General features: G+C 66.7%; 21 protein-coding genes. 13 read left to right on the forward strand and 8 right to left on the reverse strand.

Annotation, left to right across the window (positions count from 1 at the left end; genetic code table 11):
* The first annotated feature begins 21 nt into the window (after positions 1-21).
* Entirely contained in the window at positions 22-720 is a 699-nt protein-coding gene (locus AC5Y49_RS19945) for an NUDIX hydrolase (RefSeq protein ID WP_499890189.1), read from the forward strand.
* Between the two features lie 46 nt (positions 721-766).
* Positions 767-2,107: a lipase family protein gene (locus AC5Y49_RS19950; RefSeq protein ID WP_499890191.1), complete on the forward strand. Its 1,341-nt coding sequence runs from the start codon at positions 767-769 to the stop codon at positions 2,105-2,107.
* On the opposite strand, the gene AC5Y49_RS19955 is transcribed toward AC5Y49_RS19950, so the two are convergent.
* Genes AC5Y49_RS19955 through bioB form a run of 3 tightly spaced genes read right to left on the reverse strand, consistent with a single transcriptional unit; the run spans position 2,073 to position 3,975 of the window.
* Positions 2,073-2,717: a DUF2567 domain-containing protein gene (locus tag AC5Y49_RS19955; RefSeq protein WP_499890193.1), complete on the reverse strand. Its 645-nt coding sequence runs from the start codon at positions 2,715-2,717 to the stop codon at positions 2,073-2,075. The two genes, AC5Y49_RS19950 and AC5Y49_RS19955, sit on opposite strands and share 35 nt — an antisense overlap.
* Positions 2,714-2,941: a biotin synthase auxiliary protein BsaP gene (gene bsaP, locus AC5Y49_RS19960; protein WP_499890269.1), complete on the reverse strand. Its 228-nt coding sequence runs from the start codon at positions 2,939-2,941 to the stop codon at positions 2,714-2,716. The genes AC5Y49_RS19955 and bsaP overlap by 4 nt, the downstream gene beginning before the upstream one ends.
* Positions 2,941-3,975 carry a biotin synthase BioB gene (gene bioB / locus AC5Y49_RS19965; RefSeq protein WP_499890196.1) on the reverse strand — a complete coding sequence of 345 codons (1,035 nt, stop codon included), beginning with the start codon at positions 3,973-3,975 and terminating at the stop codon, positions 2,941-2,943. The genes bsaP and bioB overlap by 1 nt, the downstream gene beginning before the upstream one ends.
* 53 nt (positions 3,976-4,028) lie before the next feature.
* Between bioB and AC5Y49_RS19970 the strand changes: the two genes are divergently transcribed.
* From AC5Y49_RS19970 to AC5Y49_RS19990, 5 genes are all read left to right on the forward strand, one after another.
* Positions 4,029-4,661 (forward strand): TetR family transcriptional regulator, encoded by a 633-nt coding sequence (locus tag AC5Y49_RS19970; RefSeq protein ID WP_499890198.1) that lies wholly within the window; start codon positions 4,029-4,031, stop codon positions 4,659-4,661.
* 79 nt (positions 4,662-4,740) lie between these two features.
* Positions 4,741-4,917 carry a hypothetical protein gene (locus tag AC5Y49_RS19975; RefSeq protein ID WP_499890200.1) on the forward strand — a complete coding sequence of 59 codons (177 nt, stop codon included), beginning with the start codon at positions 4,741-4,743 and terminating at the stop codon, positions 4,915-4,917.
* Between the two features lie 168 nt (positions 4,918-5,085).
* Positions 5,086-6,894 carry a hypothetical protein gene (locus AC5Y49_RS19980; protein WP_499890272.1) on the forward strand — a complete coding sequence of 603 codons (1,809 nt, stop codon included), beginning with the start codon at positions 5,086-5,088 and terminating at the stop codon, positions 6,892-6,894.
* Positions 6,895-6,913: 19 nt separating this feature from the next.
* A complete protein-coding gene (locus tag AC5Y49_RS19985; RefSeq protein ID WP_499890203.1) occupies positions 6,914-7,285 on the forward strand; it encodes a hypothetical protein in 372 nt (123 codons plus the stop codon).
* Positions 7,285-8,646: a hypothetical protein gene (locus AC5Y49_RS19990; protein ID WP_499890276.1), complete on the forward strand. Its 1,362-nt coding sequence runs from the start codon at positions 7,285-7,287 to the stop codon at positions 8,644-8,646. The genes AC5Y49_RS19985 and AC5Y49_RS19990 overlap by 1 nt, the downstream gene beginning before the upstream one ends.
* Here the strand turns inward: AC5Y49_RS19990 and AC5Y49_RS19995 are convergent.
* Genes AC5Y49_RS19995 through AC5Y49_RS20010 form a run of 4 tightly spaced genes read right to left on the reverse strand, consistent with a single transcriptional unit; the run spans position 8,623 to position 12,268 of the window.
* Positions 8,623-9,147, reverse strand: coding sequence for a 2'-5' RNA ligase family protein (locus AC5Y49_RS19995; RefSeq protein WP_499890206.1), 525 nt, complete (start codon positions 9,145-9,147; stop codon positions 8,623-8,625). The genes AC5Y49_RS19990 and AC5Y49_RS19995 overlap by 24 nt on opposite strands.
* Positions 9,147-9,827 carry a dethiobiotin synthase gene (gene bioD / locus AC5Y49_RS20000; RefSeq protein ID WP_499890208.1) on the reverse strand — a complete coding sequence of 227 codons (681 nt, stop codon included), beginning with the start codon at positions 9,825-9,827 and terminating at the stop codon, positions 9,147-9,149. The genes AC5Y49_RS19995 and bioD overlap by 1 nt, the downstream gene beginning before the upstream one ends.
* On the reverse strand, positions 9,824-10,969 hold the full coding sequence (locus AC5Y49_RS20005; RefSeq protein WP_499890210.1) for an 8-amino-7-oxononanoate synthase: 1,146 nt from the start codon (positions 10,967-10,969) through the stop codon (positions 9,824-9,826). Before AC5Y49_RS20005 ends, bioD begins: the two co-directional genes overlap by 4 nt.
* 6 nt (positions 10,970-10,975) lie before the next feature.
* Positions 10,976-12,268 (reverse strand): adenosylmethionine--8-amino-7-oxononanoate transaminase, encoded by a 1,293-nt coding sequence (locus AC5Y49_RS20010; RefSeq protein ID WP_499890212.1) that lies wholly within the window; start codon positions 12,266-12,268, stop codon positions 10,976-10,978.
* 235 nt (positions 12,269-12,503) lie between these two features.
* Between AC5Y49_RS20010 and ripD the strand changes: the two genes are divergently transcribed.
* The 6 genes from ripD to AC5Y49_RS20040 all read left to right on the forward strand — a co-directional run bounded on the left by ripD (position 12,504) and on the right by AC5Y49_RS20040 (position 22,392).
* The gene (ripD, locus tag AC5Y49_RS20015; RefSeq protein ID WP_499890214.1) at positions 12,504-13,211 is read left to right on the forward strand and encodes an NlpC/P60 family peptidoglycan-binding protein RipD; all 708 of its coding nucleotides are present in this window, start codon (positions 12,504-12,506) and stop codon (positions 13,209-13,211) included.
* Positions 13,212-13,464: 253 nt separating this feature from the next.
* Positions 13,465-15,636, forward strand: coding sequence for an acetyltransferase SucT (gene sucT, locus AC5Y49_RS20020; protein WP_499890218.1), 2,172 nt, complete (start codon positions 13,465-13,467; stop codon positions 15,634-15,636).
* Positions 15,637-15,721: 85 nt separating this feature from the next.
* Positions 15,722-17,899, forward strand: a complete 2,178-nt coding sequence (gene glgX, locus AC5Y49_RS20025; protein ID WP_499890221.1) for a glycogen debranching protein GlgX — start codon at positions 15,722-15,724, stop codon at positions 17,897-17,899.
* Positions 17,900-17,902: 3 nt separating this feature from the next.
* The gene (treY, locus tag AC5Y49_RS20030; RefSeq protein WP_499890222.1) at positions 17,903-20,194 is read left to right on the forward strand and encodes a malto-oligosyltrehalose synthase; all 2,292 of its coding nucleotides are present in this window, start codon (positions 17,903-17,905) and stop codon (positions 20,192-20,194) included.
* Positions 20,194-21,924, forward strand: a complete 1,731-nt coding sequence (treZ, locus tag AC5Y49_RS20035) for a malto-oligosyltrehalose trehalohydrolase (RefSeq protein WP_499890280.1) — start codon at positions 20,194-20,196, stop codon at positions 21,922-21,924. Before treY ends, treZ begins: the two co-directional genes overlap by 1 nt.
* Positions 21,925-22,056: 132 nt before the next feature.
* Entirely contained in the window at positions 22,057-22,392 is a 336-nt protein-coding gene (locus AC5Y49_RS20040) for a hypothetical protein (protein WP_499890224.1), read from the forward strand.
* Between the two features lie 7 nt (positions 22,393-22,399).
* On the opposite strand, the gene AC5Y49_RS20045 is transcribed toward AC5Y49_RS20040, so the two are convergent.
* Positions 22,400-23,833 (reverse strand): threonine/serine exporter family protein, encoded by a 1,434-nt coding sequence (locus AC5Y49_RS20045; protein WP_499890227.1) that lies wholly within the window; start codon positions 23,831-23,833, stop codon positions 22,400-22,402.
* Between the last annotated feature and the right edge of the window lies 1 nt (position 23,834).

Consider the following 23,834-nt stretch of genomic DNA (forward strand, 5'->3'; position numbering starts at 1 on the left):
TTTCGTCTTACAATCGAAAACGTGGTTCATACTAGCACCGAGCATGAGGTGCTCGCTGTCGTGTTCCAGGTTCGCGGGCTTGAATCGGGGAAACCCCAGCTCAACGTGCTGCTGTGGGAACGGGCCCGTGACCCGGAGCGGGGTGCGTGGTCGCTACCCGGCGGGCGGCTGCGCCACGACGAGGACATGACGACCTCGGTTCGACGACAGCTGGCCGACAAGGTTGACCTGCGTGAAGTCGCTCACTTGGAGCAACTCGCTGTGTTCTCCGACCCAGCACGGGTGCCGCGCACCCGCACCATTGCGTCGACTTTTTTGGGCTTGGTGCCCTCCCCCGCCACCCCGGAGCTGCCGCCGGACACCCGCTGGCATCCGGCGGCCAAGCTTCCGGCCATGGCGTTCGACCACGGGCCGATGGTCGACCATGCCCGGGCTCGGCTGGTGGCCAAGATGTCCTATACGAACATCGGATTCGCGCTGGCGCCAAGGGAATTCGCTGTCTCGACACTTCGCGACATCTACAGCGCCGCACTGGGCTATCAGGTCGATGCCACCAACCTGCAGCGGGTGCTGGCCCGCCGCGGCGTCATCACCCAGACCGGCACCATCGCGCAATCCGGGCGCAGCGGCGGGCGTCCGGCGGCGCTGTACCGCTTCACCGACTCGCAGCTGCGGGTCACCGACCAGTTTGCCGCGCTGCGGCCGCCGGGCATGACTTAAGCGAGTCGACTGGATTCTTAAGGCCTTCTTAAGTAACAATGCCCCGATGGACATTGGCAGCCTCGCGACGACATCGACCGGCGCCGAATGGATCGGCCGCCCCCAGCATGAACAGTTGCAACCCAAGGCACGCCCCGTCCTGCCGTCGAAGGACCCGTTCTACCAGCCGCCACCAGGCTTCGAGCACGCCCTGCCGGGGACCGTGCTGCGGTCCCGCGACGTCGAACTGGCGTTTCTGGGTCTGATCCGCCAGCCCATCACCGCCACCCAGCTGCTGTACCGGACCACGGACCGCAACGGCGATCCGCAGACCACGGTGACGACCGTGATCGTGCCCGCCGACCTCAAGCCAGGCCAGGTCTGCCCGCTGCTGTCCTATCAGTGCGCGATCGACTCGGTGTCCTCCCGTTGTTTCCCGTCCTATGCGCTGCGCCGCCACGCCAACGCCGTCGGCTCGTTTGCGCAGCTGGAGTTCCTGCTGGTCAACGCAGCCCTTGCCGAAGGCTGGGCGGTCTCGGTGCCCGACCACGAGGGGCCACACGGCTGGTGGGGCGCGCCGTATGAGCCGGGCTATTGCGTGCTCGACGGGGTCCGGGCCGCGCTGAGCTCGGAGCGCGTGGGGCTGTCCCCGTCGGCGCCGGTCGGACTCTGGGGATACTCCGGCGGCGGCCTGGCGACCGCCTGGGCGACCGAGGTCTGCGCCGATTACGCACCCGAACTCGACATTGCCGGGGCCGTGCTCGGGTCGCCCGTCGGCGATCTGGGCAACACCTTCCGCAAGCTCAACGGCGGTCTCTTTTCCGGTTTGCCCGCCCTGGTCGTGGCCGCGCTTGCGCACATCTACCCCGATCTGGACCGGGTGATCAAAGAGCACGCCAGTGATGAAGGCCGCGCGCTGCTATGCCGGCTGGAGACGATGACGACGGTGGGCGCCGTGCTCCGGATGGCGCGCAAAGACATGGGCGACTTCCTCGACCGGCCGCTCGGCGAGGTCCTGGACATGCCGGAGGTCCAGAAGGTCTTCGACAACATCAAGCTGGGCACCACGGTGCCGACGCCGCCCGTGCTGATCGTGCAGGCCGTGCACGACTACATCATCAACGTCGACGACATTGACGCACTGGCCGATGCTTATTCGGCCGGCGGCGCCGACGTCACCTACCACCGCGACGCGTTCTGCGAACATCTGCTGCTGCATCCACTGTCGGCGCCGATGACACTGCGCTGGTTGCAGGACCGCTTCGCGCGCCGCCCGTTGAATACTCGTCGGGCCAGGACCAAGTGGCCGACCATGTTCAATCCGGCCACCTACACCGGCATGGCACGGCTCGCCGTGATCGCGGCGAAGGTGATCACGGGACGGGCGGTGGACCAGCGTCCGCTGTGACCGGCTCGGGCACCAGGGATTCGACAGCAGGATAGCCGCCGAGGTCGTCACGCGCAGTCGCGGCGGCCAGCACGGCATAGACCAGCGCGACGGTGGCAACAGGGAGCAGCAGGGTGCACGCGATTTGTAGCGGCGCCTGGCCGAAGAACACCGGCGGCGCCTCGGTGAAGTAATACACCCGGTGCTGTTCGGTCACCGGAGCGGCAGCGAAATCCGTTGCGCCATAGTGGGTGTGCACCAGCAGCGCGCCTGCCGTCGTCGCCGCCGCCGCAGCGCCCAGCACACCGATACACAGCGCGCCGACCATGCCCGGGCCGCGGTGTGCCCGCCACTGCCATAACAGCACCGCCGCCAGCACGGCGACCACATTCAACAGTCCGAGCATCAGGAACGCGGCGACGAAGAAGTGGTCGGATTCGTTGCCGAGGTAGTCGTGCACCCGATCCCCGTCGTGGGTCAGCGCCACCACGCCGTGGATGGCCGGGGCCAACCACGCCCACAGCGCACCGGTCAGCACTCCGGTCACCAGCAAGCCGACCACTACGGCGATGACTGCCCGTCGTCGCGAGGTGCGGGGCGCCGCGGCCGGCAGACCGGCGGGTTCGCTCACCGCTGCCCGTCCAGCTCGGCCGAATCCACCACGCCGTGTCGTGAACACTTCGCCCACCAACCGTCGGGACGGACCTGCACCACCATTCGGCGGCCGCATTCGGCACAGAACCGCGGCGGCTCCAACCCCAGCTGGGCCGCGGTGGGTACCGAGGTGCCTGCCTTTGCTCCGGTGTAGACGTTATAGACGCCGGCCCCGATCGGACCGGGCAGATCGACGACCATCACAGGCTGGCGTTGAGCGCCTTGATCGGCATCTGCAGATCGTCGAGCAGTTCCAGGTCGGCCTCGGCCGGACGGCCCAGCGTGGTCAGGTAGTTCCCGACGATCACCGCGTTGATGCCGCCCAGGATGCCCTGTTTGGCGCCCAGATCGCCGAGCGTGATCTCCCGGCCCCCGGCGAAGCGCAGCATGGTGCGCGGCAGCGCCAGCCGGAAGGCGGCGACGGCTCTCAACGCGTCGGCGGCCGGCAGCACCTCCAGCTCGCCGAACGGGGTGCCGGGCCGCGGGTTCAGGAAGTTCAGCGGTACCTCGTCGGGGTCGAGGTCGGCCAGATTGGCGGCGAACTCCGCGCGCTGCTCGAGCGTCTCCCCCATCCCGAGGATGCCGCCGCAGCACACCTCCATGCCGGCCTCGCGCACCATCGACAATGTGTCCCAACGCTCTTCCCAGGTGTGCGTGGTGACGACGTTGGGGAAATGCGAGCGGGCGGTCTCCAGGTTGTGGTTGTAGCGGTGGACGCCCATCGCCGACAGCCGGTCCACCTGCTCCTGCGTCAACATCCCCAGCGAGCAGGCGATCTGAATGTCGACCTCGTTGCGGATCGCCTCGATGCCGGCGGCCACCTGCGCGAGCAGGCGCTCGTCGGGTCCACGTACCGCGGCGACAATGCAGAACTCGGTGGCGCCGGTCTTGGCCGTTTGCTTGGCCGCCTCGACCAGGCTCGGAATATCCAGCCAGGCGCTGCGTACCGGCGAGGCGAACAGCCCTGACTGCGAGCAGAAATGGCAGTCTTCCGGGCAGCCACCGGTTTTCAGGCTGATGATGCCCTCGACCTCGACCTCGGGCCCGCACCAGGCCATCCGCACCTCGTGGGCCAGCGCCAGCAGCTCCTCGAGCCGGTCGTCGGGCAGCTGCAGCACTTGCAGCACCTGGTCCTGGCTCAGGCCCTCGCCGCGCGTCAGCACCTGCTGTCGCGCGACGGTGAGGATGTCCGTACTGCCGGCATCGGTGGTCGGTCGCGTCGCCGCCTGGGTCACCAAGTACTCCCGTCGCTGCCTTACTTGAACGGTGTTCAGGTTAGGCTAGCGGCGTGCAGCTGCACAAACGTGACGTCGTCGAAGCCGCCGCCGCGATCCTCGACCAGTACGGGATCGCCGATCTGACGATGCGTCGGCTGGCACGTGAACTGGGCATCACGCCGGGCGCGCTGTACTGGCATTTTCCCGACAAGCAGCGGCTGCTCGGCGCCGTCGCCGACCACGTATTGCGGCCGGCCGACATCGCTGCCGGTCTCGGCGCCGATGTCGATTGGCGCCGCCGGGTGCGCACCGTGTGCTCACGAATGCGCGATGCACTGCTCTCCCACACCGATGGCGCTGAACTGGTCTCGGCGAGCTTTGCCGCCGGACAATCCCGCGGAGTCAACCACCTGCTGGTGGTGCTGGCCGATGCGGCCGCCGAAGCGGGGCTCGGCCCTGAACAGTCCGAGTTGGCCGCCCGCACCATCGTCTACTACGTACTGGGAGCCACCGCCGACGAGCAGTCCCGCATGCAGTGGGACGCCGCCGGCGCGGTGCCCGAGGCGCAGTCGGTGATCGAGCCATCAGCGGACCCCGGCAGCGGATTCGACTTCGGGCTGCGGTTGCTCATCGACGGCATAGCGGGCCAGTCGGCGACCGGGCGGGTATTGCCCGACATGGTCGGTGCCATCGCGCCGCGGTAAGCCCGCCGTACCGTCGGGGTAGCTTGGGCGGTAGGGCGAGAGATGCCTGCTCGCCGCGAAGTTCAGAATCGCCGGGAGCATGACGACACTAAGCGCTTCGCACGTCGACTACGTGGCGCATCATTACCTGCTGCTGGCACTACCTGCGTTTCTGCCGGCGGTGATCGTTGTCGGTGTCGTGCTCTACGTCGCGCTGCGAGACAGGCGCCGGGCACAACCCGGCGGCCGGCCGCAGGCCGACGACAAGCCGGAGTGACCGGCTGCTGCCGGATTAGCCGAAGTTTCAATTAACGACGCAGCGGCAACCTACTCTGAGGTCAGTTGGGTATCGGCGATCAGTTCTCCCGGGGCGGCCCGGCGCAATTGGGAGGAGATAGCGGTGCAATCAGCGTTTCTCGCAGAGGCCCCTGCCGGCGGTGCCGGCATCGGCCAGGTGATCGGTCTCGCAATCGCTGCGGCGGTGATAGCCCTGCTGATGCTGTGGGGCGGCTACGCGCACCGGACGCACCGGATCAGTTGGCTGACCCGTGTCGGCGAGCGGCTGGGTCAGAAGTTCGATCGTCCCTCCTGGGTCGCCCTACCAGTTCTGGTGTTCACCACCTCGATCATCTGCGCCCTGTTCGGCTTTATCTGGGATGTCAGCTGGCATATCGGCAACGGCCGTGACCCCGGCCCGTTGGCCAACCCCGCGCACTACTTCATCATCATCGGCCTGTTCGGGATCTTCCTGGCCGGCATGTTGGCGGTCGTGATGCCGTTCGAGAAACCGGGACCGGCGGCGATGCGCATCACCCACGACTGGTACGCCCCCATTGGCGGCTTGCTGATGGCCGGCTGCGGTCTGTATGCGCTGATCGGTTTTCCCCTCGACGATATTTGGCATCGCATCTTCGGCCAGGATGTTACGCTCTGGGGCCCAACGCATTTGATGATGATCGGCGGCGCGGGGTTCTCTCTGTTCGCGGTGCTGATGCTGGAATACGAAGGCGGACGGGCATTACCGGACACGCCCGAACAAGGTGCTTTCGCAACAGAGGAGCGCCGGTTCATCAAATTCCTGCGCTACTTGTCGTTCGGCGGATTGCTGATCGGCATGTCGGTCTATCAGATCGAGTTCGATTTCGGTGTCCCACAGTTCCGGCTGGTGTTCCAGCCGATGCTGATCGCCGCCGCAGCAGCGATCGGCACCATCGCGGCGCGGCTGACGATGGGACGGGGCGCGGCAATAATCGCGGCCCTGTTCGCGATTGCGTTGCGTGCCGGCGTGGCGGTGCTGGTCGGTCCGATCCTGGGTGCCCCGATCAACTGGTTCCCGCTGTATCTGGGTCCGGCGGTGGTTGTCGAGTTGCTGGGCCTCACTCCGCTGATCCGACGGCCGATTCTGTTCGGCGCCGTCGCCGGTCTGGGTGTGGGAACCGTCGGGCTGTGGCTGGAGTCGCTGTGGATCGGCGCGGTGTACCACTACCCGTGGCCGGTCACCATGTGGGGCGCAGCGCTGGCCATGGCTGTGCCGGCGGCGGTGCTGACCGGGATCTGCGCGGCGATGTTCGGCATGGTGCTGACCGGCCAACGCCTGCCGGGCCGGGCGATCGGTATCGCTACCGTAGTAGTCACCGTGCTGGTGCTCGGCGGCGCGGTAGCCAACGGCTTGCATATCCGGGTGCCGCAACAGGACACCGCCACGATCGCGCTCACCGATTTGCCCAGCCCACCTGGACAACGAATGGTGTCGGCGGACGTGCAGATCAATCCGCCCAACCTGGTCAGTGACCACCCGGACTGGCTCACGATCCTGTCCTGGCAGGGCCGAATGGAACATCATCGCGGCCTGTTCATCGATTCGCTCGAACGGGTCGGGCCCGGGCACTACAAGTCCACCAAGCCCGTTCCGGTGTGGGGATCCTGGAAGACGTTGCTGCGCGTCCAAGACGGCTACACGATGACGGCGGTGCCGATCTGGGCCCCGGCTGACGACGCGATTCCCGCACCGGAGATTCCCGCGTTGGCCACCAGCACCCGCCCGTTCGTGCTCGAAGTCACGATCCTGCAGCGCGAACGCGACCCAGCCGTACCGGCATGGTTGTTCACCGCCGGCGGGATCGTCGTACTGATCTTCACCCTGATGGTGATCGCGGGCCTGACCTGGGGCGCAGGCCGCATCAACGCGGCCGACAACGAGCCCGGACAGCCGGAGGAGGCGGCGGCGAAGCATTCACCCCCACGGGCGGCATAGCCGGAATAGATTGGTGCACATGATATCTCGCGCTATGCTTGCGATAGCTGTTGTGGTGGTGCTGGTTTCGGGGCTGACCGGGTGCGGAGGTAATCAAAACACGGACAGCGCAAGCTCGCCGTCCGGACTCGAAGTCAAAGTCACCATCGCCGACGGCAAGGTGACTCCGACCAACGCCACGCTGCAAGCCAAAGTCAAAGAACAGATCACCTTCCACGTCACCAGCGATGCCACCGACGAACTACACGTGCACTCGGTACCCGATCACGAATTCCCGATCGCGGCCGCCCCGGACCAGACGTTCCAATTCAGCGTCGACGTGCCGGGCAATGTCGACGTCGAACTGCATCACCTGGACCGCACAGTCGCGACAATCCAAGTCCGTCCGTGATTCTGGCGCGAGCCGACATTCTGGCGCACGGGCTGGGCGGCTCGAGCGACCTTCCCGTTCCCTACGCCTATGCGATGGTCGGAGCGGCGTGGGCATTGACCTTCACCTTCGCGCTGGTCGCATTCGCTTGGCGGCAGCCACGATTCGACCCACTCAAGCCCGGCCGCCCGTTGCCGACCGCACTGACCACGCTGGTGGACGCGCGTCTCACCCGCTGGACAGTAGCCGCGGTGGCGCTGGTGTTTGCGGCATGGGTCCTGATGGCCGGGCTGGGGGGTCCACAGACGCAGGCCAACGCCTTGCTCGGGGTGTTCTACGTGTTGCTGTGGGTCGGTTTGGTGGCGCTTTCGGTGCTGTTCGGGCCGGTATGGCGGGTGATCTCGCCGGTGCGCACGCTGTATCTGTTGCTGATCCGCATCATCCCGGCGCGGCTTCGTGGTCCGCGGCTTTCCTATCCGGAAAGCTGGGGCTATCACCCCGCTGCGGTGGGGCTGTTCGCTTTTGTGTGGATGGAACTCGCCAGCCCGAATCCCGCGTCGCTGCCGATGGTCACAACCTGGTTGCTGATCTACGCCGTGGTGCTGTTGGTCGGGGCGTGGCTGTGCGGGCAACGCTGGTTGGCCCGGGCCGACCCGTTCGGCGTCTACAGCATGGCAGTGTCCCGGCTTTCACCGTTTCGCCGGAACCCCGATACCGGCAAAATCGTGGTCGGCAATCCGTTCGATCATCTGCCGTCATTGCCGGTTCGGCCGGGCGTGGTCGCGGTGCTGGCGGTGTTGCTCGGGTCGACGGCGTTCGATAGTTACTCCGCGTCGCCGACGTGGCGCAGCTTCGCCGACCGGCTCACCCATGACGCCCACGGCTTGCCGGTGACGCTGTCGTCGTCAGCGCTGCGTACCATCGGGTTGCTTGTGTTCATCGCCGTTGTGGCGCTGACCTTTTCATTGGCGGCGCGGGCAACCGGTGGGGTTGACCGTGAGCAGCGCCGGGCGTTGCCCGGGCAGATGGCGCACTCGCTGATCCCGATTGTGGTGGGCTACATCTTCGCCCACTACCTGTCCTACCTGGTGGAGCGCGGCCAACAGGCCATCTTCGCGTTGGCTGATCCGCTGGGTCACGGCTGGAATCTGCTCGGGCTGGCGCACCTGCACGTCGCCTATGTGTTGTCTCTGCATCCCACAGTGCTGGCGGTGATCAAGGTGTCCTGCGTGGTCACCGGGCACATCGTGGCGGTAATTGCGGCGCACGACAAGGCATTACGGCTGCTGCCGACCGGCTATCAACTCACCGGCCAGCTCACCATGATGCTGGTCATGGTCGGCTACACCTTCACCGGTCTATATCTGTTGTTCGGCGGATAGTAGATACTCCGCACGCTTGTTGCCGTCCCAGCGGCGCAGTGCAGCGAAGCTGCCCTCGATCTGCGTCGGTCGCCCCCCGATGCGCAACGCCCGGCCCAGTTGGCCACCGCCGACGCGACGGGCCAGTGTGACGTGCGGGGTCCACTGACCGGGCAAGCTGTTGGGCATCGGCGCGGGCCGCAGATGCGGCCGGCACAGTCGGTGGACCTCGGCGTGCAGCGCCAGTAGGTCAGCGGTGGGCACCACCAGCCGCGCCAGCACGGCGGTGGACCTGCCGAACAGTAACGACGCCCCCACCGCGCAGCTCAGCGGCAGCCGGTCGACGACCGCGCTCAGCAGCGCATCCGTTTCCGGCACGATGTGCTGGGCGACGACCATCGTCACGTGCGGGCGGGCCGCCGGCGCTTGGCTGGGTATCCCGGCGTCGGCCAGCTCGGCCCAGATGCGACGGATCGCCGCGTCGGTGTCGGCGTCGAAGACCAGCTCGATCGAATGAACCATCAGCCGACCAGTGTGGTCACCCAATGCCGGTCGAAGGCGTGCGCACTCGTCGCGGCGAACTCTGCGGGGTCCATCGATCCTGCCCCGGCGGGTAGCACTGCCCGCACCGGCGCCAGCTGCTTCAGCGCGCGCCGGTTGGAAGTCTGCACCGCCGACGGGTGCGCCGGCCAGCTGCCGATCACCAGCCCTGCGCATGAAATGCCTTGCGCAGCAAGCGCTTCCAACGTCAACGCGGTGTGGTTGAGGGTGCCCAGCTCGGCAGTGGCCACCACCAGCACCGCAGCGCCAAGGTCGGCCGCGATGTCCCGTAGCGTGAATCCGTCCTGACCGAGTTCGACCAGCAACCCGCCGGCGCCTTCGACCAGAGTCAACCGCCCCGGTTTATCGACGCCACCGACCATAGCCAGCACCTCATCGCGGGTGGGCAAACTCATTCCGGCCTGCTCGGCAGCGGCCACCGGTGCCATGGGCTGCGGATAGCGCGCCAGTCCGGCCACCTCATCGACCGCGGACAATCGGGTTACCTCGGCGAGGTCGTCATCACCGACGTCGGTGCCAGTCTGCACCGGTTTGCACACCGCGACGTCCACGCCGGCCTGCCGCGCATGGGAAGCCAGCGCCGCGGTCGCCACCGTCTTTCCGACCCCGGTCCCGGTCCCGGTGACGGCCAGGACCGTCAACGGCGTGACAGCACGTCGGTCAACACGGTGTGAGCCAGCCCGAGCTCGTCGGCGTCGAGTGACGCCCGGGCGGTCAGCCGCAGCCGAGATGTCCCGGCGGGCACGGTCGGAGGCCGGAAACATCCCACCCGCACACCGGCGTCCAGACAGGCGGCCGCCGCGGCCAACGCCACCTCCGGGTCGCCCAGAATCACCGACACCACCGCCGACGCGGGCTCCACTGGTACTGCGCAGATCTCGGCCAGGGTGCGGGCGTGGGTGAGCACCGCTCGCGGCCGCCACGGCTCGGCTCCCAGCACCCGCAACGCCGCCAGCGCGGCGCCGACTGCCGCCGGCGCGAGCCCCGTGTCGAAAATGAACGGCCGGGCGGCGTCGATCAGGTGATCACGCACGGCCGCCGAACCGAGTACCGCGCCGCCTTGACTGCCGAGCGCTTTGGACAGCGTGGTCGTCATCACCACGTCAGGCGCACCGGCCAGGCCGAGCTCGTGCAACAGCCCCCGCCCGCCGGTGCCGCGCACCCCGAGACCGTGAGCTTCGTCGACAATCAGCAGCGCACCGTGCCGGCGGCACACCTCGTGCAGTTCTCGCACCGGCGCCAGCGCCCCGTCGGCGGAAAACACCGAGTCGGTGACGACCACGGCACGCTCTTCGTCGCGCGACGCCAGCGCTGCCGCCACGGCACCGACGTCGCGGTGCGGCGTCACCTGCACCCGGGCCCGCGACAACCGGCACGCGTCGACCAGCGAGGCGTGGGAGTGGGCGTCGGACACCAGCAGCGAACCCGGGCCGGACAACCCGACGACCGCACCCAGGTTGGCGGTATATCCCGAAGAGAACACCAACGCCGCTGCGGCACCAGTGAATTCGGCGAGTGCCGCCTCCAATTCCTGGTGCAGCTCGGTGTCGCCGGTGACCAGCCGCGATCCCGTCGCGCCGGTGCCCCAGATGCGCAGCGCCTGCACGCCGCCCTCGATGACGGCCGGATGCTGCGAGAGACCCAAATAGTCGTTGGATGCCAGGTCTAGTTCGGTGGCGACCGGTGGGCGCGGCCGCAGCGAGCGCCGCAGCCCGGCATCCCGGCGCCGGTCGGCGTGTGCGTCCAGCCAGGCCAGCGGCGAAAGGTCAATCGGTGACTTCATCGCCGTTCAGCTTACGAGCGCCGCCACGTCGACCATTGCCGAGGTGATCTGCGCAATTTCGGACGGTGTGCAGATGAACGGCGGCATCGCATAGACGAGGTTGCGAAATGGCCGCAACCACACCCCGCGGTCCAGCGCGGCCGGGGTGGCCACCGCCAGGTCGACGGGCCGGTCGCATTCGATGACCCCGATCGCGCCACACACCCGCACGTCGGTCACCGTCGGCAGCCCGCGCGCAGGTTCTAGCCCGGCGGTCAGCGCCGCACTGATCTCGCCGACTTTCGAACGCCAATCCTGACCGAGCAGCAACTGCACGCTGGCCACCGATACCGCGCAGGCCAGCGGGTTGGCCATGAACGTCGGACCGTGCATCAGTGCGCCGGCCTCGCCGGCGCTGATGGTGCGCGCGATGTCGCTGGTGCACAGCGTGGCGGCCAGGCTGAGGTAGCCGCCGGTGAGGGCCTTGCCGACGCACATGATGTCCGGGCTGACGCCAGCGTGGTCGGCGGCGAACAATTCGCCGGTGCGCCCGAATCCGGTGGCGATTTCGTCGAAGATCAGCAGAACCTCATACCGGCTGCAGATATCCCGCAGGTCTTGCAGATAGCGAGGATCGTGGAAGCGCATGCCGCCGGCCCCCTGCACCACGGGTTCGACGACGACGGCGGCGAGTTCGGCAGCGTGCTCGGCCAGCTGGGCTTCGAATGCCGCGGTGTAGTCCGGGTCGTGGTCACGGGGCACCTGTGGAGCGAACACCTGGGTGGCCAGGACGTCGGTCCATAGCTGGTGCATGCCACCGTCGGGGTCGCAGACGCTCATCGGCGTGAAAGTGTCGCCGTGATATCCGCCGCGCCAGGTCATCAGCCGGTGTTTGCCCGGCCGCCCGCGGCTGCGCCAGTACTGCAGCGCCATCTTCACCGCGACCTCCACTGACACCGATCCGGAGTCGCTGAAGAATACGGTCTGCAGCCCGGTGGGCGTGATGTCGACAAGCAGCTGCGCCAACCGTGCGGCCGGTTCGTGGGTCAGCCCGCCGAACATGACGTGGTTCAACGTGTCCAGCTGGGTTACCAGCGCCGTGTCCAGAACCGGATGGCCGTGCCCGTGGATCGCGGTCCACCACGAGCTCATCGCGTCGAGGGCCCGGATCGGTTTGCCGTCGCGGATCAGTGTCAGCCACGTGCCCCGGGCGCCCACCGCCACCACCGGCGCCACGGCCTCCGCGCCGATAGTGCTGTACGGGTGCCACAGGTGGGCGGCATCGATTGCGCTGATCTGCTCGGGCGTCAACGCGGGCATGGAGACTGAGCGTAAGTCGCTACGGCGACCAAACCCAAAAACCGCCTGTTTAGCCTGGAAAACGCGGCTTTTGCGACCACTCGGCGGCGAAACGGCGGTCAGCGGTCACCGCGCGGTCACGGTACGACAAATTCTCCTTCGCCGATTTAGTCACCGCGGCAATCGCCGGTACGCTTTGTTGCAGAAGTGGTTTAAGTGGCTGTTGTGAAAACAGCGGTCCGAGAGGTGGAATCCAATGAAACGCGTCTACTCCGTGGCGACCAGCCTGACGATGTTGCTTGCCCCCGCGGTGGTCAGTCCCGGCCTGGCGGCCGCTGACCAGCGCTCATGGCCTACCGGCTATGGACAGCAGCACATCGAGATGGTGGTCCAACGCGCCCTTTCCCAGCGCGGGGTGCCGTTCGTGTACGGCGGCGGCAACGCTTCAGGGCCCACCACCGGCGTCAGGCAAAGTGCCAGCACCGCTCCCGGCACCTCCAGCCTGCCTGGCACCACCGGCCTGCCTGGTACTTCCGCGCTCCCGGGCACCACGCTCCCCGGTACGGCCACTCTGCCGGGCGCCGGGGTCGGGACCGTTCCGGGCAATACCGCAACCCTGCCGGGCGCCGGGGTCGGGACCGTTCCGGGCACCGGGACCCTGCCCGGCGGAACCACCCCCGGCACAGTCGGCTTCGACGCCTCGGGCCTGATCCAATATGCCTTCGCCGGCGTAGGGCTCAAACTGCCGCGCAGATCCAACGAGCAGTGCAGTGTCGGCCGCAAGGTCCCACCGGCGCAGGCCCGCCGCGGCGACCTGATCTGCTATGGCCCCGGCGGCAGCCAAAGCGTGGCCCTGTTTTTAGGGAACGGCCAGATGATCGAGGGCACCGAACCCGCCGTCACGGTCTCGGCGGCACGTACGACCAACATGGCGCCCTATGTGACCCGAATCATCGATTCCTGACCTGAAAGCCACTCCGCGGTGCCGGCCACCGAACCTCGCTGACCCCCAGACCGTGACATAAGCAGAAGTTCCGTCCGGCAAAATGTTTCGGCCTCCACCGCCGAGGCCGGGATGGGGGGTGTGGGCATCCTTCCCGGATCATGCGGGAAGGATGCCCACGACTATCGATTCGGTCCGCTGGCTGCTCAGACCGCTCGCTGCGTGACGACTGGTCGAAAGGCAGCCCGGCGGTTAGGTAAATTGTCTGTCGACCATGACTCTCCTGACCCCGACCCGCCCGGCGCCCTCGGCCGTTTCGGAGTCCGCACCGGCTGCGATGGGGAACCGAAAAGCCGGCTTCTACCGCCACGATCTCGACGGGCTGCGCGGTATCGCGATCGCATTGGTCGCCATGTTCCACGTCTGGTTCGGCCGGGTGTCCGGCGGCGTAGACGTGTTTTTGGCGCTGTCGGGCTTCTTCTTCGGCGGCAAGGTGCTGCGTGCCGCGCTCAACCCAGCGTCATCCTTGGCGCTGCTGCCGGAAGTGACCCGACTGGTCCGCCGGCTGCTGCCGGCGCTGGTGGTGGTGCTGGCCGCATGCGCCGTGCTGACCATCCTGGTGCAGCCTCAGACCCGGTGGGAAACATTCGCAAACCAGAGCCTGGCCAGCCTCGGCTACTACCAGAACTGGGAGCTGGCCGGCACGGTGGCCGACTATCTGCGTGCGGGCGAAGCGGTCAGCCCGCTGCAGCACATCTGGTCGATGTCGGTGCAAGGCCAGTTCTACATCGCTTTTCTGGTGGTGGTCTTCGGGACGGCCTATCTGTGTCGACGACGGTTCGGCGATCGGCTGCGGACGATGTTCGTCGTGCTACTCAGCGCGCTGACTGCGGCGTCGTTCGGCTACGCGATTTTCGCTCACCAGGCCAGCCAGGCGACCGCGTACTACAACAGCTTCGCGCGTGGCTGGGAGTTGCTGTTGGGGGCGCTGGCCGGCGCGCTGGTCCCCTACATCCGGTGGCCGATGTGGCTGCGCACTGTCATTTCCACCATCGCGCTGGCCGCGATCCTGTCCTGCGGCGCGCTCATCGACGGCGTCCGGGAATTTCCCGGGCCGTGGACACTGGTCCCCGTCGGGGCGACGGTGCTGTTCGTCCTCGCCGGGGCTAACCGGCAGGCGCATCCCAGCACCCGCGACCGGATGCCGCTCCTCAACCGGATGCTCGCCGCGGGGCCGCTGGTGACCCTGGGAGCGATGGCGTATTCGCTATACCTGTGGCACTGGCCGCTGCTGATCTTCTGGCTGTCCTATACCGGCCATCGACACGCCAACTTTGTCGAGGGCACCGTGATCTTGCTGATCTCCGGTGTGCTGGCCTACCTGACCATGCGACTGGTCGAGGATCCGCTGCGCTATCGCGCACCGCTCCAGGCCGCGCTGGAGCCGGTCAGAACCATCCCGTGGCGGGCACGGCTGCGCCGCCCGACCATCGTGCTGGGATCAGTGGTGGCCCTGCTCGGCGTGACGCTCACCGCGACGTCATTCACCTGGCGTGAGCACGTCACCGTGCAGCGCGCCGGCGGCAAAGAGCTGAGCGGACTCAGTTCTCGTGACTATCCCGGTGCCCGGGCACTGGTCAAGCACGTGCGGGTGCCTAAGCTGCGGATGCGGCCCACTGTCTTGGAGGCCAGCAAGGATCTGCCTCCGTCGACCAGAGACGGCTGCATCAGCGACTTCAAAAATGCTGCGCTGATCAACTGCAGCTATGGCGATCAACAGGCCACCCGGACCATCGCGCTGGCCGGCGGATCGCACGCCGAACACTGGCTCACCGCACTGGATCTGCTGGGCCGCATGCACCATTTCAAAGTGGTGACCTACCTCAAGATGGGCTGCCCGCTGTCCACCGAGGAGACCCCGTTGATCATGGGCAACAACGCTCCGTATCCGGAATGCCGTGACTGGGTGCAGAAGACCATGGCCAAATTGGTCGCCGACCGGCCCGACTACGTCTTCACCACCTCGACTCGGCCGTGGAACATCAAGGCCGGCGACGTGATGCCGGCCAGTTATATCGGCATCTGGCAGACGTTCTCGGACAACAACATTCCGGTACTGGCGATGCGCGACACGCCGTGGATGGTCAGGGACGGCAAGCCATTCGAGCCGGCCGACTGTCTGGCCAAGGGCGGCAACGCGCAGTCGTGCGGGATGAAGCGTGCCGACGTGCTGTCCGACCACAATCCGACCCTCGACTTCATCGAGCAGTTTCCAGTACTCAAGCCACTCGACATGAGCGATGCGGTGTGCCGAGCCGAGATGTGTCGCGCTGCGGAGGGAAATGTGCTGATCTATCACGACGCTCACCATTTGTCCGCGACCTATACGCGCACGCTGGCAGGTGAGCTGGGGCGGCAGGTCGCCGCTGTCACCGGTTGGTGGTGACGCCCCCGGCGACGATGCGGGCCGAAACGGCCCGGGGAGGAGGCGGGGTATGACCGAAGCTCTCCGGCGCAGATAAGTTGGACTAATGGCATTCCGCAGGACAGCTGCGCAACCGGACCGCGCGCCCACCCAGACAACGGTGTGGCCGGGCAACAGTTACCCGCTTGGCGCCACCTACGACGGCGGCGGCACGAATTTCGCGTTGTTCTCCGAGATCGCCGACAAGGTCGAGTTGTGCCTGATCGACGAGCAGGGCGTGGAGACCTGCGTCGCGCTCGACGAGGTCGACGGGTACGTCTGGCACGCCTACCTGCCGACCGTGAGTCCCGGGCAGCGGTATGGATTTCGGGTGCATGGGCCGTTCGACCCGGCAGCCGGGCATCGATGCGACCCCAGCAAGCTGTTGCTCGATCCCTATGGGAAGTCGTTCGACGGTGACTTCACTTTCGGCCAGGCGCTGTTCTCTTATGACCTGGCCGCTGCGGCTGAAAACCCCGCCGAGACCGGAACTCCCCCGATGGTCGACTCGCTGGGCCACACCATGACCAGCGTCGTGATCAACCCGTTCTTCGACTGGGCCTCCGACCGCGCGCCGCGCACCCCCTACCACGAGACAGTGATCTACGAAGCTCACGTCAAAGGCATGACCCAGACGCATCCCGGCATTCCGCGCGAATTACGCGGCACCTACGCCGGGTTGACACATCCGGTGATCATCGACCACCTCAAGTCGTTGAACGTCACCGCAATCGAGCTGATGCCGGTTCACCAGTTCCTGCACGACCACCGGCTGATCGAGTTGAGGCTGCGAAACTACTGGGGTTACAACACTTTCGGGTTCTTCGCTCCGCACAACCAGTATGCGGCAAACCGCCAGGCCGGCGGCGCGGTGGCCGAGTTCAAGACCATGGTCCGCACCTTCCACGAGGTCGGCATCGAGGTGATCCTCGACGTGGTGTACAACCACACCGCCGAAGGCAACCACCTCGGCCCGACCATCAACTTCCGCGGCATCGACAACGCCGCCTACTACCGGCTGGACGACGACGATCCGAGGTTCTACAAGGATTTCACCGGCACCGGCAACAGCCTCAACGCCCGCCACCCACACACCCTGCAGCTCATCATGGATTCGCTGCGCTACTGGGTGACCGAAATGCACGTCGACGGGTTCCGATTCGACCTGGCATCCACACTGGCCCGCGAGTTCTACGACGTCGACCGGTTGAGCGCGTTCTTCGATCTGGTTCAGCAGGACCCGGTGGTCAGTCAGGTCAAATTGATCGCCGAGCCGTGGGATATCGGCGAAGGCGGCTACCAGGTAGGCAACTTCCCGGGTTTGTGGACCGAATGGAACGGGAAATATCGCGACACTGTGCGTGACTATTGGCGGGGCGAGCCCGCAACCCTCGGCGAGTTCGCGTCCCGGCTGACCGGGTCGTCGGATCTCTACGAAGCCACCGGGCGGCGCCCCAGCGCCAGCATCAACTTCGTCGTCGCCCACGACGGGTTCACGCTCAATGACCTGGTGTCCTACAACGAGAAGCACAACGAGGCCAACGGTGAGGACAATCGCGACGGGGAAAGCTACAACCGGTCGTGGAACTGCGGGGTCGAAGGCCCCACCGACGATCCCGACATCCTCGAGCTACGCGCGCGGCAGATGCGCAACATCATGGGCACGCTGATGTTGTCGCAAGGCACCCCGATGATCGCCCACGGCGACGAGATGGGCCGCACCCAACAGGGCAACAACAACGTGTACTGCCAGGACTCCGAGCTGTCCTGGATGGACTGGTCGCTGGCGGACAAGAACGCCGACCTGCTGGCGTTCACCCGGACAGTGACCGGCTTGCGCACCGAGCATCCAGTGTTTCGTCGCCGCCGGTTTTTCGCGGGCCAACCGATCCGCAGGGGCGACGAAGTGCGCGACATCGCCTGGCTGACGCCGGCCGGCCAGGAGATGACCCCGGAGGACTGGGACAGTGATTTCGGCAAGAGCATCGCGGTGTTCCTCAACGGCGAGGCGCTTCCCGAGCCCGGCCGCCGCGGCGAGCGCGTAGTCGACGACTCATTTCTGCTGTGCTTCAACGCTCACGACCATGTGGTGGACTTCATCATGCCCCACCAGGACTACGCACAAGAGTGGACGGCAGTGCTGGATACCACCGATCCCACCGGTGCGGTGGAGCTGGTCGTGACCGACGGCGATGAGATCTCGTTACCTAGTCGTGCTCTGCTCGTATTGCGTAAGACGATGTGACGCATGGCTTCTCCGGTGCTGTCCACCTACCGACTGCAGCTGAGGGGCGCCTCGAGCGGGTTTGCATTCACCTTCGGTGACGCGGAGAACCTGCTGGACTACCTAGTCGAGCTCGGGGTGTCGCACGTGTACCTGTCGCCGATCATGACCGCAGTGCGTGGGTCGACGCACGGCTACGACGTCACCGATCCGACGGCTGTCTCCGCCGAACTCGGCGGCGCTGAGGGGTTGACCCGGCTGTCGGCGGCTGCACGGCAGCGGAAGATCGGCTTGATTGTTGATATCGTGCCCAACCACGTTGGGGTCGACCAACCGCAGCAGAACCCGTGGTGGTGGGATGTGCTGCAAAACGGGCGGTCGTCGGCCTACGCGGGATTCTTCGATATCGACTGGCAGCTCGGCGAGGGTCGGATTGTGCTGCCGGTCTTGGGTTCTGACGACGACGCCGCCGACCTGACGGTGGACGGCGAGCTGCTACGGCTGGGCGACCTGGCTTTCCCGATCGCGCCCGGGACCGGCGACGGCAGCGGTCCCGATGTGCACGACCGTCAGCACTACCGACTGGTCGGCTGGCGGAACGGAGTATGCGGCTATCGTCGCTTCTTCTCGATCACCTCGCTGACCGGACTTCGTCAGGAAGACCCTGCGGTGTTCGACGCCTGGCATGCCGAGGTCGCCCGCTGGGTCGGCGATGGGCTGGTCGACGGCGTACGCATCGACCACCCCGATGGGTTATCCGACCCCGCTGGGTATTTGAGCTCGCTGCGCACGCTGCTCGGGTCCGACGCCTGGATTGTGATCGAGAAGATCTTGGCCGCCGACGAAGCTTTGGAGCCGACCTTGCCGGTGGCCGGCACCACCGGTTATGACGTGCTGCGGGAAATCGGCGGCCTTTTCATCGACCCGAAAGGGGCGCCGGCGTTGACGGCGCTCGTCGAATCGGCCGGGGTGGACTATCAGGCCATGCCGGCACTGCTGCGTGAACTCAAGGCCGTCGCAACCACCGACACACTCGCCAGCGAGCTGGCCCGACTGCGGCGCTGCATCGTCGCCGCCACCGGTGCCGACGATCCGCAGCTGCCCGACGCGGTGGCCGCGCTGCTCGGCCACATTGACGTGTATCGAACCGATTACCGCGGCTTGTCGGCGGTGCTGCCCACCGCTCTTGCCGAAACCGCTGCGGGCGCACCGGAATTGGGGCCAGCGCTGCAGCTGATCGCCGCCGCGATCACCGACGGCGGTGAGCCTGCGGTGCGGCTTCAGCAGCTGTGCGGCGCGGTCACTGCCAAGTCAGTCGAAGACTGCCTGTTCTACCGGGATGCTCGGCTGGTGTCGCTGAACGAGGTGGGCGGCGACCCGCAGCGGTTCGGCGTGGGCGCCGCGGAGTTTCACCACAGCGCCGCTACCCGGGCCCGGCTGTGGCCGCAGACAATGACGACACTGTCCACCCACGACACCAAACGCGGTGAGGACGTCCGCGCCCGCATCGGTGTGCTGTCGCAGGTTCCGTCGCTGTGGGCAGAGTTCGTCGCCCGCTGGGAGACCGGTACGCCCTCCCCCGATGCGGCAACCGGTTTGTTCTTGTGGCAGAACATCTTCGGCGTATGGCCAGTCGACGGCGTCGTTACCGGCAGCCTGCGGGAACGGCTGCATGCCTATGCGGAGAAGGCCATCCGGGAAGCGGCATGGCATACCTCCTGGCACGATCCGAATGCCGACTTCGAGAGCGCGGTGCACCGCTGGCTGGACGCAGTGCTCGACGGGCCCGCAGCTCGCGAACTGACCAGCCTTGTCGCCCAACTGGGATCGCACGCCGACAACGACGCGGTCGGCCAGAAGTTGCTGGCCCTGACCGTCCCCGGCATCCCGGACATCTACCAGGGCACCGAGCTGTGGGACGACAGCCTGGTCGATCCGGACAACCGGCGGCAAGTCGACTACACCGCGCGGCGGGCAGCCCTGAAAAGTCTGGACCACCCGAAGATCAAAGTTGTTGCCGCGGCGTTGCAACTGCGGCGGCGCCGACCGCAGACCTTCCTGCACGGTGGCTATCATCCGGTGCTGGCCACCGGGTCGGCCGCTGAACACGTCGTCGCGTTCCTGCGCGGCGACGACGTGCTGGTGGCGGTCACCCGCTGGACGGTGCATCTGCAGGACAGCGGATGGGGTGACACGGTGATCTCGCTGCCCGACGGCGACTGGACCGACACACTCAGCGGCGCCGCGCGCAGCGGGCCCACGTCTGCGGCCGAGTTGTTTGCCGGGTTGCCGGTGGCCCTGCTGGAACGCACATGATGCACGAATTCTCGGTGTGGGCACCGATACCTGAGCAGGTGCGCCTTGACGTCGACGGCGCGGTGTACCCGATGACCCGGGCGGCCGACGGCTGGTGGCACGCCGACGTCGACGCGGCATCCGGTGCCCGGTACGGCTATCTGCTCGACGACGACCCCACGGTTCTGCCCGACCCGCGATCTCCGCGGCAGCCCGACGGCGTGCACGAACGCTCCGCACTGTGGGACGCGTCGGCCCCAACCTGGACCGATGAGAGCTGGACTGGCCGATCGGTCGAGGGGGCCGTGATCTACGAGCTGCACCTCGGGACGTTCACACCAGCCGGCACCTTCGACTCAGCTGTCGAAAGACTGGACTATCTGGTCGATCTCGGCGTCGACTTCGTCGAGCTGATGCCGGTTAACGCGTTCTCTGGCAGCCACGGCTGGGGATACGACGGCGTGCTGTGGTACGCGGTACACGAACCCTACGGCGGCCCCGACGGGCTGGCGCGGTTCGTCAACGCCTGCCACCGCCGCGGCCTCGGTGTGCTGATCGACGCGGTGTTCAACCACCTCGGCCCATCGGGCAACTACCTACCGCGCTTCGGCCCGTATCTATCGTCGGCCAGTAACCCATGGGGTGAAGGCATCAATATCGCCGATGCCGACTCCGACGCGGTCCGCCGCTACATCATCGACTGCGCGCTGCGCTGGATGCGCGACTTTCACGCCGACGGCCTGCGCCTGGACGCCGTGCACGCGCTCGTGGACACCACTGCGATCCACCTCCTCGAGGAGCTGTCGACCGAAACCGATGCGCTCGCCGAGCAACTCGGCCGCCCGCTGTCGCTGGTCGCAGAAAGCGACCTCAACGATCCACGGCTGATCACGCCGCGCTCAGCCGGCGGCTACGGGATCACCGCACAATGGGACGACGATATTCATCACGCGATCCACGCCGCGGTGTCCGGTGAGCGCCAGGGCTATTACGCCGACTTCGGGTCGCTGGCCACGCTGGCGCAGACGTTGCGCCATGGCTTCTTCCACGCCGGCACCTATTCGTCGTTTCGCCGCCGTCGACACGGCCGGCCACTGGACACATCGGCAATTCCCGCCACCCGGCTGCTGGCCTACACCTGTACCCACGATCAGGTCGGCAACCGCGCCGTCGGGGACCGCCCGTCGCAGAACCTGAGCTTCGGCCAGCTAGCTGTCAAGGCTGCCCTGGCCTTCGGATCCCCGTACAGCGCCATGCTTTTCATGGGTGAAGAGTGGGGTGCGTCAACTCCGTTCCAGTTTTTCAGCTCCCATCCCGAACCCGAACTGGCCCGCGCTACCGCCCAGGGACGCAAGGCCGAGTTCGCCGAGCACGGCTGGGATGCCGACGACATTCCCGACCCGCAAGATCCGCAGACATTCCAGCGCTCCAAGCTGAATTGGGACGAGGTGGACGACGACGAGCACGCCCGGTTGTTGGGCGTCTACCGAGATTTGATCGCGTTACGGCGCACCGAATCTGACCTGGCCGATCCGTGGCTGGCCGATCTGAGTGTCGACTACGACGAAGCGGCCCGCTGGATCGTGATGCGCCGCGGCCGGCTCGCCATCGCGTGCAACCTCGGCACCGAGGCGACACGAATCCCCATCACCGGCGAAGTGGTCCTGGCGTGGGATCCGCCTCAAGTTGGCAATGACACCACCGAGTTGCCTGGGCATTCATTCGCGGTGCTGCGCCCTGTGGATAACTGACTACCGCTGACGGCGGGCGCCGCTGATGATTCGCAGATGAGTCAGCACGCGCCAGCGCCCATCCCACCTGTCGAAACGGCCACGGACCCCATACATTCCACGGCGGACCTACTGGAACGATGGCGGGCGCTGATGGGACCACTGGGATTTGGGGAGCGGTTGTTGTGGTTCGGTTTCGTCGGGCCGGATCGTCGGCTGACCAAGATGCTTAGCCAAACGCCGATCGGACCGCGGCCACAGGCGCGATTTCTGAAGAATTTCATGTCGGCACTGCGCACACTGCTCGACGACCTGGCATCCGGTTCCACGGTCGCGTTGCTGATAACAGGGCCCGGACGAGGCCCGGCTTCGTCGGCCGACCGGGTCTGGTCGAAGTCGTTGATCGCAATGGCCGAGCGATGCGATGTACCGCTTGAGCCCATCTTTCGTGCCAACGATGAGGTGCTACTGCAGATCGAGTCGGTCTGAGATCGTTCTACGCGCGTGAGCCGGATCTGCGCCCGATGTACCGGATGCCGGCGAGCTGCGGCATGCGGTACCGGGTGAGCACCTGGCGCCTCGAACCTGCCCGAACGCGGTGGCGGTACCGAGCGAGTTCACGCTGGACAGAGGGCGCGAGCAGCGGACCCAGCACCGCGCCCGCGCCCAGCGCCAACGCCAGTCCTGCGGCCATCCCGAGCGTTCCGCCGGCGGTCGGCTGCCCGTTGACCAATTGGACGAAGCCCCGGTACAGGGTCAGCCCGGGAACCAACGGCACGATGCCAGCCATGATGATCACCAAGGGGGTGGCCCGCAGCCGGGGCGCGAGCAAAGTTCCGACCAGGCCGGTGGCCGCCGCGGCCACGAACGAGCTCGCAATGGTGTTGATCTCGATCAGTTGCAGCCCGAAAAACAGCAACGTTGCGGTTGCCCCGGCGATGCCTGCCGCCAACGCCGCGCGGATCGACGCGTAGCCGGCGATCGCCGCCGCGGCAGCCCCAAGTGCGCCCGCCACCATATACACCGGCACGCTCAGCGCGGCGATGACCGGCATATCCGGGATCACCTGGACGTTTACACCGGCCGCCCGACCGATCCGTACCGCGATCGAGACGCCGACCAGGATGCCCGCCGACGAGAGCAAAATGTCCATCATCCGCGACACCGCGGTGAGCTGGTAGCCGGTGATGGCGTCCTGCACCGAACCGACGGTGGCCAGCCCTGACAGCAAGACCACAATGTTGGCCGCGACCACCGGTGACATCGGGGTGTTGTCGGGCAGCCAACCGGCCGCGTGGAGTCCGATAGCGACGCCGGTGGCCACCGCCGCAGCGACCACCTGCTGGAACAGCAACGGCAGGTGGCGGCGGTTGAGGATGCGACCGACCCGGTCGATCAGCGCAGTGGTCAGCGCCGAGATCACGGCCACCAGCGGTCCGGCACCGATCAATACGGAGAAGCCGCCGGCCATCACGGCCCAGCCGACGGTGGCTACCCAGCGTGGATACGGATGTGCCGCCTCCGCCAAGGTGTCCAGTTGCCGCTGCACCCACTCGGGTTCCGGCGTGGCGTCGACGACGTGCTGGGCGAGATCGGTGGTCAGCTGCAGTCGCGTGTAGTCCAGCGAACGCGACTGCACCAGATACATCGCGCTGACCGGCGCGCCCGGCACACCCCGGGGGACCGAAACCGTGATCGAGTTCGCGGTGATATCGACCTGTGTCTGCGGAAGACCGTAGGCAGTGGCGACCGCCACGATGGTGGAGGTGACGTCCGCCGTTCCCGCCTGCGAGCCCAGCAGCAGCTGGCCGAAACGCAGCGCGATATCAAGAATTCTTCGGACCCCGGCCTCATCCATGCCGGGACTTTTCCGCTCATCTTCTGCCGTGCGAGGGTCTGCGTCCTCTGCTGTCGAGATTGCCGGCGTCATT

The sequence above is a fragment of the Mycobacterium sp. NGS62 genome (assembly GCF_059812285.1).